The sequence below is a fragment of the Paenibacillus sp. NPDC056933 genome (assembly GCF_042674385.1).
GTDB lineage: Bacteria > Bacillota > Bacilli > Paenibacillales > Paenibacillaceae > Paenibacillus.
In genome coordinates this window covers 121528-134006 of sequence record NZ_JBHUQN010000001.1, presented here as the reverse complement: position 1 = coordinate 134006, position 12479 = coordinate 121528, and the positions used below count along the sequence as shown (strand labels likewise).

Here is a 12479-nt window from a genome sequence, read left to right as displayed (position 1 = left end):
GGCTGGGCTACGTCGGATTATGGGGAGGTTTAGAATAGGAGTGAGAGCATTACCGTGGTCGCTGGATGGAGTGAGCAAGCGCGAAACCAAATTATGGATTACACTTCATTCTGCAACGAGGACCGTTGCCACAACAAAACCAGGCGACCTCTACGGGTTAAACTCAGAGAAAGGTCGCCCTTAATAGAAATTTTTCTTTTTTTATTGTCTCCTTGACCGAGCTATAACCAAGCTGCTCTCTGTTTTTAATAAGAATGTTGCCTTACATATCTTTTACTTCTTCAATTTCAGACTTGAATCGTTCTTCAACGCTTTGTTTGAGTTCATTATGTTTTTCTATGTCATTTTCATGACCGTGATCCAAGGAATTTATTATTATTTCTTCTGATTCCAAACTAAATCTGCCATTGTTCATATTAATAACGCTGTAATCCCCATAGGTATTCTGTTTAAGGTACAGCACATACTTTTCGCCTTGTTTAATTTCATTATAGTTCTCAATGGAAATTTTCTTCGATTTAGCATCTTCTTCAATTAATGAAACAGGTTCAATTATCTTCATTTCTTTATTCTCTGTGATTGTTGCGGATGCTGGGCTTTTCAATACTTTGAGAACCTTAATCGGTGTTTTCGTGTAAAAATCTTCAATAGCTTGTGGTAAATCTGCTCCAGCCGTATCAGGATCTGCATATTTAACAACATGCTCACGATCCACAAATTTACTATCCGTTGTGGCTATTACAACCAAATCTGCATCATCAAATAAATTATTTTCTTTATCAAACTCCTTATAATTTCCATGAGTAACAACAGTCTCAATATTATCTTTTCCAACTGAATCTGAATTATTTTTTTCTATAATACTATTACTGCAGGCGAATGCAAGTAAAGAGAATGATGAAACCAATAAAAACAGTTGAATTTTTCTCATACAAACCCTCCTAAAATTCGTAATTTAAGTTGTCTGAAGCAGAGCAACCTTAATATCATGGAAAAGAAGGCCATTTACTGTTAACTTCTCCAGAGTCATATGTGGTAATTGAACCAGGAACAGCCCTCCAACCTTGTACCATCACTGAATTGTATGGAATGGGAACATGGGCCATCTTAATGGTATGCCCAATTTCATGCGCAGCATTATATCTTATATTAGCTGACGTATAACCAGAACCAGTTGCCCTCATTGTATTGTCATACATAAACACTGCGGTATAATCCCAATAATCATCGGGTCCAACTGTTGATCCGGAACTATTGTATGGAACAATTTGTCCATAAAAATTAGCTGTAGCAGTATTTCCAATATAATAAATGTCTGGGCGAGTTACAGTGGAATTTGTTAACGTTCTAGCGATATTAACCCTTGAATTACCGTTCCAGTATGTTCTCCCTGCATCATAGTGACTAGTATAGTTATAATCAGCTACTGATGAATGATAATATGCCATTGGCTTAGAACCATTTTTTCTGGTTCCGGAAAAATAATCCGCACTGGCAAAGCTTCCACACAGAAATACTGCTAAAAAAGAAAATGTCATCAAGTACAAGTATTTATTCTTCACAATCTAACCTCCAATGTTTTGTTTTTTATGAATTTGATTTCACTTCCATCTGCCGCTTGCTTATAATCTACATTTATCTCCCCTTTCTATATTAATAGGCCATTTCATTTTACCGTTGATATAATTGGAATTCAGTGGCCTATAATATATAGACTGTAAAAAAAGATAAAATGTTTCAATTTATAGTGATTTTTTTGAAAATTTTGGCATTTATTCTTTCTCTAACAATCATTCCTCTTCGATACTCTCCTATAGCTGAAACCAAAGTCTTGCCGATACTTTCTTTATGCCGATATCAAAAAACTGTAAAGCCTCGGCTCAGCAGAATTATTTGCGTGCATGGACTTAGACGATATGAACCTCCACTATTTTGGTAGACCCAGATATATCTCGATGATTGAAAGTACCAGATGGTACCGCTCATTGTAAAAAATACTCGAATCACTTCGCCAAGCATGCTCATGCCAAGTTCACTCTCTCGCAGCGAAGGTTTTTCAAGTCGAGGCGAAGGAATTCAAACGCTTTTGTACATTCTTTTTCCTTTATAGAAACTGTAGGATAAAACGAGTAGTACAGCAAAACCGAAGCATCCAATTAGTAATAACATTTTTTGAAATTCCATGTTTGTATCACTCCTCAGTTCGATTAAACAAAAAAATACCCTTGATAAGACTTATCTCTTATCAAGGGTATTAAATAAAAACAACCATTATATAGTACAATGCTCAATGCAAACTTACTTTTCTTGATAATCCCTATTTTCGATGAAACATTTATAGTCGCCCCGATCCCAATGTGAATAACTTTAGACTCATTTACCATTAGAGAATAAATACCCTCACACAATTTTTTTACTGCACCACCTAGGGTCATAAGGCCTTTGGCTTAATTTTAATATATCGTCAGCTGTGTAATACCAATCAGCATCATCGAACCATAAATAATCTTCAACATTATCTTTAAAATACTCTACAACAAACCTATAAATAAATTCGTATTCATGATTAATATTTTCAATGTCTATAGCCCAGAAGTAATTTTCGTCTTGGGTAAGCCAAGTAAAACTATCATATGAATTTTCTACAACTCTATTCACATTAAAAGAAAAATACCTAATACCCTCTTCATTCTCAGTATTCATTAACGTTACTTCATCTACCTCGGACAATGTACCTTCTGCTGAAAGAAAGTTGTTATCCGTATCAAGATCAACTTTCAAATGAAAACTATGCATATCGGCTTTTTTGGCTACATTATTAAAGTTCTTAAGTGTCTGTTCTGGAGAGTAATTTATAATTTTTTTTAGAATTATTATTGAACTCACTTACTCATGACCTCCTTCAATTCATCTAACGAGCTTATTAATTTTATATCTAGATCGCTTAATTTTTTAACTAAATCCGCTTGAGTTTTGTTTTTCACAGTTACATCTTCAATATAGAAAATAACTTCTTTGTTATCAAAATTAAAATATTTATCATTGATTGGATTTGTTAACTTATCAAGTTGTTTTTCATCTAAAGCACTCAAGGACTTTTTAACCTCGATAATGTGAGAGTCTGTTAAAACATCTATATCTCCTGCCCTTTTTTATTTTGCATTTTCAGTTCTATACCCGTACCTTCTAGTCTTCCCGTTTCTTTTATTAGCTGCGCTACCTTTCCTTCTAGCACATCACCAGCTTTTGAGCTTTTTAAATTCTTCTCGATAATAGCATCTATATCTTTAGAACCTTGTTTGGTCCAAGATATCTCATTACCGAATTGATTAGGGTATATCGTTTTATTTCCTTCCATTCTTAACCTTGATTCATTAGTTAAACCACTATCTTTTCCTGACCCCGCCTTAGCACCCGATCCTCCCAGATCGCTATGCTTATTCTCCACCGAACGAAAGGCTTTGCCAAATAAAACATAAGCCAGGGCCTGACCCGTCATCGCTCCACCGTAATATCCTGCTCCACTCTCATCAATCTGCTTCTTCTGCTCATCCACAAATTGCTCTATATCAGACCTCGCCGTTCCCGTGCCCCAGGCTGCATCCCATGCGAATCCAATACCTCGTCCAACGTCAACCACTTTCCCCACTGTCATGGCATATGCCACACTGCTTAATGTACTGAACGGATTATAAAATAGCGCCTCCGCCGTCTGGCCCATTCCGGTTATCGTTTCGCCAATGGATTTATCAAGCAGTCCTACAGCGAAATTTCGCTTTAGTTCTTCTGGGATGTACAGCGCAACCTCACCTGAGCCATCTGCCGTCCTGAAATTCTTCGCAACAAAGGTGAACACGAGATGGATTTTTTCCAAATGTTTCAATGTAGCAGGGAAAACTTCTTTCATCTGCATAAAGTCCCAAAAGAAACGTTCCCCTGTCACACCCGACCAATCCGATTGCAACAGGTAGATTGATTTTTCCAGTTCCCTGACCATCCGCTCCAGTTCCTGTTTCTTTTGCTGGACGAGCCGGGCTTTTTCCTCCAATACATCGGGATGTACCTCGATTCGTTGCATTCCCTCTTCACCGCCAACCTGACCGTAGTATGTACCTAAATTTTAACAAGTCAGCAGGGGAATTGGAATCAAACGGAGGATTCATTTTCTCAGTTGTTAGCTGTATGAGTCAGACCCTTAGAAAGTGAAGATTAAAAAAATTTTAAGGTATATTTTCAATACCCTATAGGACTCCAACGGGCGCTATCCCAGAGCTAATAATTACTGTTTTATAATAAGTTCGCGTAGATATTGCCTGGCTCTCGATAATCTCTTAGAGGTAGTAGCTTCTGTCAGAGAAATAGATTCCCCAATTTCCTTACAGGTCTTCCCCTCTACGTAGAACATTTTGAGCATTATCTGATGATTTAATTTTAATTCCCCAATAGCTTGATAAAGCTTCTCATTCCTCCATTTTACTTCCAGTTCAGATTCAACATTATTAGTCCTATGAGTATCACACTCGTACAAGGGAATAAGGGCTTTTAATGTTTGATTTTCTTTAGTTTTCTTTCTTAAAAAATCAATAGTGGTATTGTAGGCAACTTTTCTAATCCAAGCGGGGATATTTTGTTCTGACTGAAGATCGGGTCCCTTTAAAATGATTTTAAGGTAACTCTCATGAATTAAATCTTCTGTGAGTGCATGATCTCCAAGAAGCGAATACAAATTTTCATAGATAAATTTGTAATATGATTTGTAGATTTCTTCATGTTGGTCACTTTCCAATTCTTCCATTGGCCTGCGTAATAAATAAAACCATTTTTCCTTCGTCAACTGGTGTATACTCCTTCCCATTTTGCGTATGTAATGATGGTTCGCTTCAAATACAGGATTAAATTATGAAAGTGCGTTAGATCATATATTGGGTAAATATAGTATACCTTATATATAAAAAATTGGTAGAAAAGGTCAGTATTTAGTATTTCATACGTTATAATCAATAGGCTCCGATCGAAAGGAGCTTTCCGTTCTTCCTGTAAAGTAAGAATGAATATTATCAGAGGGGGTTAGGTGTTGCGAATTTTTGGAAATTGGAAACATTTCTCATGGATGGATCGTTTAGAGTATGAAAGCCCGATCCATTACAGACCTGTTCAGGGAATCCAACAAAAGGAGGATGATGTTTTAGTATGAAAACAAAAAAATTACGTATAGGTGTGAAAATTGCCATCGCAGCAATGATGTCGGGCCTTCTCGTTCCGTTTAGCGGAGTTACTGATGTAACGTACGCATGGGTTCCCACTGGAGCTAAATGGTCTACTAATCAAGTCAGTAAGTTAAGCTATAACAAAACCGGGTCTGATTCGGTTAATTCTATTTGGAATGATGCTATCTATAACTGGAACCAGCAATCAACCAAACCTAATTTTTCTACGCAGACAACATCAAGTCCTAATGTTGAATTTCAAGGTGTACACCTAAGCAATACTGACTATGATGGAAAAGCACAGTGGTATACCGACGTTAACGGAACAACATATTACTCCTACACTTGGATAAACACATACTACACTAGCGGCTATTCTAGTCTTAAGGCACGTTCCGTAGCAGCACATGAGATCGGCCATGTACTAGGACTTGACCATGCATCAGGATGTGTTCTGATGAGGGACAACACACCTGCTCGGTATGATACATGTGGCGTATATACACCTCAATCCGATGATTTAAGTGGTATTAATTCTCTTTATTAAAAGAAAGTGGAGGCGGTAAATTTGAAATCTGTAAAGATAATTGTTGGATCTATTGCAGCGGTTGCAGTAATTGCAGGATGTTCTGCGACTCCCTCCCAAGTGAGTCAAAAAACAACTGCTCCAGCGGCAGATCAAGTATCAGTAGCAACAAGTGATCCTAAATCTAAGGCTGTCACTGGAGGGACCTCCGGAAGTTTGGCATATTCTTATGATAGTATAGAGGAACTTGAAGCGGCTTCGGTCGTCATTGCTGAAGTGAAGATAAAGGATGTTCGTAGCGAAGATGTTGAAAAGGACTCTACATTTTATACCGCTACAATTACAGACCAGTTAAAGGGCGATGGTGAGCAGAAAGAAGTTATTCTAACACAAGTTGGTGTAGAAGAGGAAAGGGAAAAAACAGGTGAACTCACTATTCAGCGTGATAACCCGCTTATGAAACCGGGTGACAGTTACGTATTATTTTTGAAGGCTGGACATGATGAAGAGATTGGCCCACTTTATTATGTTGCAGGTGAGTTTCAGGGAAAATATGAAATCCAAGGCGACAGAGTATTTTCTGTAAATCAACAGGAGAAATCCAAAGCTATGATAAGTGGCCAGGATCTAGCTGCATTTAAAGAAGAAATCAAACGTATTGTTGATGAGAATCAACAATAGGTATAGTAGTTCATGGGTGCTTGCCCTAAGCTGTAACAGCTTAGGGCAAGCACCTTTTTTATATAGGCAGCTCACAGCATTGGCAAATTAGATGACTTGATGTTGCCTGAACTTAAAATCCTAATTGAAACCAAAAATGTTAATATAATAAATATATCATCACGAAATGCAACGTATAACAATAACGAGTTGCAGATTGGACATGAATTAAAGGGAAGCGGATAGTCCGAGAACGATTTGGGATATGCCTTCTATAATAAGGGTGAACTTTTCGCTGAAGTGGAGACCTTCCTAAAATCGGAGACAAACATTATTACATTACAACAAGAACGGATCATGTCCGTGATCTGCCAGAAACAATTGGATTTCACTTTTGAAATTAATGCACGTCCAAACTCGGCAGAACTACACAACATTTCTATCCCGCAGTGATTTCTTCAATTTACCAATTAGAGTTGGGTTATGGCATTTGGGCATATATCCCTCTACCCTATAAAAACAATTGCATCCTGTCTTTGAAATGCAAGTGGCAACTTGTCTCGAAGTCCCTCTATTCTTTTGACTATTTTATCCTTTTGCTCATCTTTTAAATTTTTTGCAGCCCATTCCTTTATCAGGAGTAGTTCCTCAACAATAATCGGTACGTCTTCCTCCTCTAAATCAACTCCAGTTGAAAAGAGATCTATCCATTTTAACTCTAATGATTCAACAGCAGGTTGCCAGCACTCTTTGAAAAAAGCTTCTGTTGCTACTGCAACAAAAAAACTCTTTTCAAAATGATTTTGTGGTTCAAGTATCACAGCACTGATGGACATTTCTTAATCCCCTCCAAAATAAAAATTACCAAACATATTTTTTTCCTTTTCTAAGGTTTTAATCTCGTTATCTATCAAATCTAGTTGTTGTGATTTTATAGAAAAAGCACCTCTACTTAGGGTCTGGTAGAAGTGCCTGAATCTTAATTATTGTGTTTCACTTAAATGTTTTTTGGATCTATATAGCACCAATTATTATTGTAGGAAGACTTTATTTTTTTCATATCCTCCAAGGTGTAAAACCAATCTTCCTCAATCCATACTTTTGCATCAGGAAATTCATTTAGAAAAGCAAAAAGGAACTGAAATAACAAATCTTCATTATCATCAAATTCATCAGATACTACTGCTTTAAAATATTCATTTTGCGTATCATCCCAGTCATAAGTAACGGTTTGAAATTCATAAGGTTCATCATATACACTAAAGCTAAGCGTCCTTGAGTAATTCTCCTTGAATGGGGTGTCGCTTATATACAATCGAGTATATTTTAATGCACCTTCGCTATTGTAAGTTTCTTCATCATTATCAAAGAAAAGATTCTCTTTTTTACATATGTTCCGAGCAGCACTCGATAAAAGATAAGTCGGCATGCTCTTTCCATGTCTAAATAGTATAAAAGATGATAACCCCATGAATTAAATCTCCCAATAATAACATGATACAACTTTTCACTGCTTGTCGGCCATGATCAGGAATGAGCTTTACATCATCTATTGTATAGATTCATTTTCTATACTCTCAACTTCTAACATCTTTTGTTCAACCCATTTCATAACCATTTCTGCCTCCTTTAAAGCAATCACTCCCTTTTTACTTTTAAATTTGTAAGTTTCGTAAGCCCATAGTAATATAATTTTCACAAATTCAACTGTCTCTAATTTACAGATCGGTTCAGTTTCATCTTCTTCCTCATCATAAAATGGATCTTCAATTATTGTATAGTCTTTATGTGATATAACGCTGGATGCATTTCCTCCATGTCTATATTCGGGTATATCCCCCCTTAATAATTCAAAATAATTCTCAATATCTTTTTTCAAATCTTTAAATCTCCAAGGTATATCAGATCCTAAGGGATCACTTATCATACTAGCGAACTCTAGTGATTTTTCCTCGTCAAAATCCAATACAACCATATTAAATTCATCCATATATTTTAATTTATATTTATATTTTATCATCACTAATTTACCCTCCAATTCAGTATATTGGGTATGCTGAGATTATCTTATCATTTCTTAAAATAAGCTCTATTTCCATTCCTGTGCTTGTTTTCCCTATATATTTATTGTTTTTTATATTTACTTTATTATTAAAAGCTTCATTTACTGAATCAATTACCTGTTGTGGTGTCCATTCCTTTGGAAAAAATGTGGATTTGGGTCCTTTTGGTACTCCATTAATTTCAACATTGGCTTGATAGACACCGAACTCATTAGGTGTATCAACTTTCCCGATAATTTTACCGTTACTATCTGGCATCCCTTCATAATGAAAACCATTGGCATTCCCATTTTTGAGTATTTCACCACCAAAAATATGGCTTAATCCGTTTTCTTTAGTTCCTGTTTTAAAGTTTTCTGTATTTTGTAGACTCCAGAGCCATCTCTCTTTATCTACAACAGGTTTACCATCTTGTCCAGTCCCTTCTTTACTCTTATCCGACTCTTTCTTACCTCCCCCTCCTGATCCAATGTCGTCCTTCGAACGAAGAGCTTTGCCAAACAAAACATAAGCCAGGGCCTGACCCGTCATCGCTCCACCGTAATATCCTGCTCCACTCTCATCGATCTGCTTCTTCTGCTCATCCACAAATTGCTCTATATCAGACCTCGCCGTTCCCGTGCCCCAGGCTGCATCCCTTGCAAATTGAATACCCCGCCCAACGTCTACAACTTTGCCCACGGTCATGGCATATGCCACACTGCCTAATGTACTGAACGGATTATAGAAGAGCGCTTCCGCCGTCTGGCCCATTCCCGTTATTGTTTCTCCTATTGATTTATCAAGCAGTCCTACAGCGAAATTTCGCTTTAGTTCCTCTGGGATGTACAGCGCAACCTCACCTGAGCCATCTGCCGTCCTGAAATTCTTCGCAACAAAGGTGAACACGAGATGGATTTCTTCCAAATGTTTCAATGTAGCAGGGAAAACTTCTTTCATCTGCATAAAGTCCCAAAAGAAACGTTCCCCTGTCACACCCGACCATTCGGATTGCAATAGGTAAATTGATTTTTCCAGTTCCCTGACCATCCGCTCCAGTTCCTGTTTCTTTTGCTGGACCAACCGGGCTTTTTCTTCCAATACATCGGGGTGTACCTCGATTCGTTGCATTCCCTCTTCACCGCCAACCTGACCGTAGTATATACACCTAAATTTTAACAAGTCAGAAAGGGAATTGGAATCAAACAGAGGATTCATTTTCTCATCGGTTATCCGGTAATTGGGCAACATCCCTTAAGCAGCCATTTTGCGCATTAGTGCATGTTCTTACGCCACTTGAATCACGTCTATCAAGCAAAGTTCAACTTTCTTTTCCCACTCCATTTCCCCCAGAGCATCAATAATACAAGCACTAATGCACCGATAACCAAGTTAAGTCCCATCTCCATCAAACGCTGCATATTACCATCCAGGAAAACGCCATATCCCTGAGTTACCGAGGAACTAAACTGCTTTGACGTAAAGAATGCGTAATAGAGAGTGAACATCATCATATGAACCAATGTATACATGGTGGAAAAGACAAACGGGAGTATCGACATGTACCGATTTTTACTTATAGCAAAAATGATGATCGCCTGTGTAAACAGGAACAAATCGCCGATCAACATGACTTCAATCCGACCGGAAATATCATATGAACCACTGAAAAATAACTTTTCAAACATGGTGAACGATAATCCCTCACCCCAAAAATCAACCAAGATTTGAAAGTAAGCTTGCAGATATCCTAAGGCAAATAACAGTGGCAGAGATAGCAGACAAAGTCGATCCACACGTTTACGCGTGAAAATAATACAGATGCTTAATGCACTCACGGTAATCAAAACAATCGGCATAATCTCGATATATCGGTTATGTACACCGTATTGATTGGCTACTAGTCCACCTACGACTGACACTATGAAAAGGATAAAACTTGCTAGAGCACAGCCAAGTATCGTCCTCATATTGAATCCATATGTTTCTTGGGTTACCGTCCTGCGTAGTTCTGAGATAGAGCCAAATTGTTGGATGCTGCGTTCAATAGCCTGTTCTTCAGAATAGCCCTGATTTCTATAGTGATCGGTAGACGAATGGAGATGAGCAGCCATTTCTTCTCTCCACTCGGACTTTTCCCGTTTGGATAAAAACGTATAACGGAGTACTTGATCTAAATATCGTTCAATGACTTCCATGAAGACTCCCTCCCAAGAAAATATTGATGATCTTTATGTTATCCGTCCATGATGTTCTCAATTTGTCGAGCTGAGTTTGACCTTGGGAGGTTATTCGGTAATATCGTCGCCGTGGTCCTCCAATTTGCTCCCCCCAATAGCCCTCAATGTACCCATTAGCCTCCATTCGTTTGAGCGCGGGATATAACGTGCCTTCTTTCAGATCAAACTGACCGTTCGTCTCGTCATGCACCGTTTTGGATATTTCATACCCGTATGCATCCTGCTTACTCAGAACAGACAGTACAATACCATCAATATAACCTTTCATCATTTCATTCTTCAGTTCATACACCACCTACTATGTAATTCTATGTAGTAGCATAACAAACAAATATTGTAAAAATCAACATGATGAATCAATTATTTTCCAAATTAAGAACTCTACTTTGAATAATAAGATAGATCTGCGGATATAGTTGCAAAAAAATATCCCTTCAAAGGTAAAACCTTCGCTGGGATTAGAATTTTTCACTCAAACAAAAAACGCAAATGCTCATAGAACGTCAACGGCTCCGCATAATCCGGTAATCCGGCTACCTTCAGGGTAATACTCTAACTCGATAGAACTCATTTGCAAATAGCCGCTGGAGGGGAACCTTCGCTGTAGATTTGCTTCCACATGTTGTGCATGGCTTCAGGTAACGTTCCATGTACCTCAAACACAGCCCATTGGAAGGAAGGTACCTCAAGCTTCAGCCATCCTCCTGGCAATGATCCTTCATATTCGGCGGCCACCCAATAATCCATCGCTCGACTGGCGTCCTTGTCCGGAGCTGTTACGCTGATCCCCAAAACGCCTCTCGTCTTTGCCAATCTTACTTTCATCGGTTATTCTCCCTTGAGATTTACCTGTATGGCCAAGCGATTAAAGGAGACAAACATTCCTCCGCTGGATCTCATTGCGCTTGGAGTTATCCCGTGCTGCCTGCGGAAAAGCTTTCGTGAACGCCTTGAACTTTTACTCGTCAATTAAATATCTTCATTTATTCGCCAGCGAGCATCTCCCCGGTTTCAAGCAACGTCTTCATACCTGAAAGTACAATCGGCAACCCGTTCTCAAGAATCTTTGCAGTGCTCATCGCCTGTTCGAATTCATCATGTACAACGGTTACGAGGGTCACGCCATGAAGTTCGGCATGCGAACCGATCTCCCACGTAATGCGCGACGGGGTGTCCTTCTCCGTGCCCGGAAACGAAATAAACCGCCAGCTCATCATAAGTTTTTTTGGAGGATCCATCTCGAGAATGATCCCTTCCGCTTTCTTCTCTTCCCCGTTCCATAGTTCGAATGGAGATTCGATTTCCCAGGTGGTGCGGATGGCGCAGTTGAACCAAAACTTCGACGTTTTGGCCGGGTCCGTGAGAGCTTGCCACACTTGTTCAGGCTTTGCTTTAATCGCTATCTGGTTTATATTCCGGGGCTTCTTATCCATATTAATATCACGCTCCAATTCGTTTTGAAGAGATGTTAATCCGATCGCCCATGGTTCGGCGTATTTGCTAACCCATCGCTCATAAATTTGACGAATGGGCACCGCATTCAAATAATGAAGCTTTTCACGACCTACTTTTCTCGTGGTAATGAGTCCGGCATCTTCCAATATATTCAGATGCTTCATGACGCCGAATCGGGACATGTCGAGGGGCTCGCAGAGATCACTCAGAGTCCGCCCGTCAGAAGCATGAAGCAAATCTAAAAGCTTACGGCGGCTGGGATCCGCAAGGGCTTTGAAAATGTCATTCTCCATCAAAACACCGCCTTCCTGTCGATTTGAAAAAAATTCATTTGAACCGCTTGACATGT

General features: G+C 38.7%; 17 protein-coding genes. 3 read left to right on the top strand and 14 right to left on the bottom strand.

All coding sequences use genetic code 11. The annotated features are described in order from the left end of the window. Positions 1–40: 40 nt before the first annotated feature. Complete coding sequence (locus tag ACFTRD_RS00595) at positions 41–184, top strand: hypothetical protein (protein WP_379377008.1); 144 nt, start codon at positions 41–43, stop codon at positions 182–184. A 78-nt stretch (positions 185–262) separates the two neighbouring features. On the opposite strand, the gene ACFTRD_RS00590 is transcribed toward ACFTRD_RS00595, so the two are convergent. From ACFTRD_RS00590 to ACFTRD_RS00565, 6 genes are all read right to left on the bottom strand, one after another. After that, entirely contained in the window at positions 263–931 is a 669-nt protein-coding gene (locus ACFTRD_RS00590) for a hypothetical protein (RefSeq protein ID WP_379377006.1), read from the bottom strand. A 55-nt stretch (positions 932–986) separates the two neighbouring features. Then, a complete protein-coding gene (locus tag ACFTRD_RS00585; protein ID WP_379377004.1) occupies positions 987–1562 on the bottom strand; it encodes a hypothetical protein in 576 nt (191 codons plus the stop codon). Between the two features lie 838 nt (positions 1563–2400). Further along, positions 2401–2886: a hypothetical protein gene (locus ACFTRD_RS00580; RefSeq protein WP_379377002.1), complete on the bottom strand. Its 486-nt coding sequence runs from the start codon at positions 2884–2886 to the stop codon at positions 2401–2403. Further along, the gene (locus tag ACFTRD_RS00575; protein ID WP_379377000.1) at positions 2883–3092 is read right to left on the bottom strand and encodes a hypothetical protein; all 210 of its coding nucleotides are present in this window, start codon (positions 3090–3092) and stop codon (positions 2883–2885) included. Before ACFTRD_RS00575 ends, ACFTRD_RS00580 begins: the two co-directional genes overlap by 4 nt. A 41-nt stretch (positions 3093–3133) precedes the next feature. Then, positions 3134–4078, bottom strand: coding sequence for a WXG100 family type VII secretion target (locus tag ACFTRD_RS00570; RefSeq protein ID WP_379376998.1), 945 nt, complete (start codon positions 4076–4078; stop codon positions 3134–3136). A gap of 201 nt (positions 4079–4279) precedes the next feature. Then, positions 4280–4834, bottom strand: a complete 555-nt coding sequence (locus ACFTRD_RS00565) for an RNA polymerase sigma factor (protein WP_379376996.1) — start codon at positions 4832–4834, stop codon at positions 4280–4282. Positions 4835–5190: 356 nt separating this feature from the next. Here ACFTRD_RS00565 and ACFTRD_RS00560 point away from each other — a divergent pair, with 356 nt between their 5' ends. Further along, positions 5191–5754, top strand: a complete 564-nt coding sequence (locus ACFTRD_RS00560) for a matrixin family metalloprotease (protein WP_379376994.1) — start codon at positions 5191–5193, stop codon at positions 5752–5754. A gap of 21 nt (positions 5755–5775) precedes the next feature. Beyond that, positions 5776–6414 carry a hypothetical protein gene (locus ACFTRD_RS00555; protein ID WP_379376992.1) on the top strand — a complete coding sequence of 213 codons (639 nt, stop codon included), beginning with the start codon at positions 5776–5778 and terminating at the stop codon, positions 6412–6414. 485 nt (positions 6415–6899) lie between these two features. Here ACFTRD_RS00555 and ACFTRD_RS00550 read toward each other — a convergent pair whose 3' ends face one another. The 8 genes from ACFTRD_RS00550 to ACFTRD_RS00515 form a co-directional block, all read right to left on the bottom strand. Continuing rightward, positions 6900–7229 carry a hypothetical protein gene (locus tag ACFTRD_RS00550; protein WP_379376990.1) on the bottom strand — a complete coding sequence of 110 codons (330 nt, stop codon included), beginning with the start codon at positions 7227–7229 and terminating at the stop codon, positions 6900–6902. Positions 7230–7390: 161 nt separating this feature from the next. Next, positions 7391–7864 (bottom strand): hypothetical protein, encoded by a 474-nt coding sequence (locus ACFTRD_RS00545; protein ID WP_379376988.1) that lies wholly within the window; start codon positions 7862–7864, stop codon positions 7391–7393. A 78-nt stretch (positions 7865–7942) separates the two neighbouring features. After that, positions 7943–8413: a hypothetical protein gene (locus ACFTRD_RS00540; RefSeq protein ID WP_379376986.1), complete on the bottom strand. Its 471-nt coding sequence runs from the start codon at positions 8411–8413 to the stop codon at positions 7943–7945. Between the two features lie 19 nt (positions 8414–8432). Beyond that, positions 8433–9566: an EndoU domain-containing protein gene (locus tag ACFTRD_RS00535; RefSeq protein WP_379376984.1), complete on the bottom strand. Its 1134-nt coding sequence runs from the start codon at positions 9564–9566 to the stop codon at positions 8433–8435. A 179-nt stretch (positions 9567–9745) separates the two neighbouring features. Beyond that, positions 9746–10633 (bottom strand): permease prefix domain 1-containing protein, encoded by an 888-nt coding sequence (locus ACFTRD_RS00530; protein WP_379376982.1) that lies wholly within the window; start codon positions 10631–10633, stop codon positions 9746–9748. After that, on the bottom strand, positions 10620–10946 hold the full coding sequence (locus ACFTRD_RS00525) for a PadR family transcriptional regulator (RefSeq protein ID WP_379376980.1): 327 nt from the start codon (positions 10944–10946) through the stop codon (positions 10620–10622). The genes ACFTRD_RS00530 and ACFTRD_RS00525 overlap by 14 nt, the downstream gene beginning before the upstream one ends. A gap of 296 nt (positions 10947–11242) precedes the next feature. Next, on the bottom strand, positions 11243–11500 hold the full coding sequence (locus ACFTRD_RS00520; RefSeq protein WP_379376978.1) for a GyrI-like domain-containing protein: 258 nt from the start codon (positions 11498–11500) through the stop codon (positions 11243–11245). A 158-nt stretch (positions 11501–11658) separates the two neighbouring features. After that, positions 11659–12423 carry an ArsR/SmtB family transcription factor gene (locus tag ACFTRD_RS00515; protein ID WP_379376975.1) on the bottom strand — a complete coding sequence of 255 codons (765 nt, stop codon included), beginning with the start codon at positions 12421–12423 and terminating at the stop codon, positions 11659–11661. Positions 12424–12479: the final 56 nt, after the last annotated feature.

Coding starts and splice junctions, on each gene's coding strand:
- ACFTRD_RS00515 (WP_379376975.1), bottom strand. CDS start 12,423: ATGGAGAATGACATTTTCAAAGCCCTTGCGGATCCCAGCCGCCGTAAG.
- ACFTRD_RS00540 (WP_379376986.1), bottom strand. CDS start 8,413: ATGATAAAATATAAATATAAATTAAAATATATGGATGAATTTAATATG.
- ACFTRD_RS00520 (WP_379376978.1), bottom strand. CDS start 11,500: ATGAAAGTAAGATTGGCAAAGACGAGAGGCGTTTTGGGGATCAGCGTA.
- ACFTRD_RS00530 (WP_379376982.1), bottom strand. CDS start 10,633: ATGGAAGTCATTGAACGATATTTAGATCAAGTACTCCGTTATACGTTT.
- ACFTRD_RS00570 (WP_379376998.1), bottom strand. CDS start 4,078: ATGCAACGAATCGAGGTACATCCCGATGTATTGGAGGAAAAAGCCCGG.
- ACFTRD_RS00525 (WP_379376980.1), bottom strand. CDS start 10,946: ATGATGAAAGGTTATATTGATGGTATTGTACTGTCTGTTCTGAGTAAG.
- ACFTRD_RS00560 (WP_379376994.1), top strand. CDS start 5,191: ATGAAAACAAAAAAATTACGTATAGGTGTGAAAATTGCCATCGCAGCA.
- ACFTRD_RS00535 (WP_379376984.1), bottom strand. CDS start 9,566: ATGCAACGAATCGAGGTACACCCCGATGTATTGGAAGAAAAAGCCCGG.
- ACFTRD_RS00550 (WP_379376990.1), bottom strand. CDS start 7,229: ATGTCCATCAGTGCTGTGATACTTGAACCACAAAATCATTTTGAAAAG.
- ACFTRD_RS00590 (WP_379377006.1), bottom strand. CDS start 931: ATGAGAAAAATTCAACTGTTTTTATTGGTTTCATCATTCTCTTTACTT.
- ACFTRD_RS00545 (WP_379376988.1), bottom strand. CDS start 7,864: ATGGGGTTATCATCTTTTATACTATTTAGACATGGAAAGAGCATGCCG.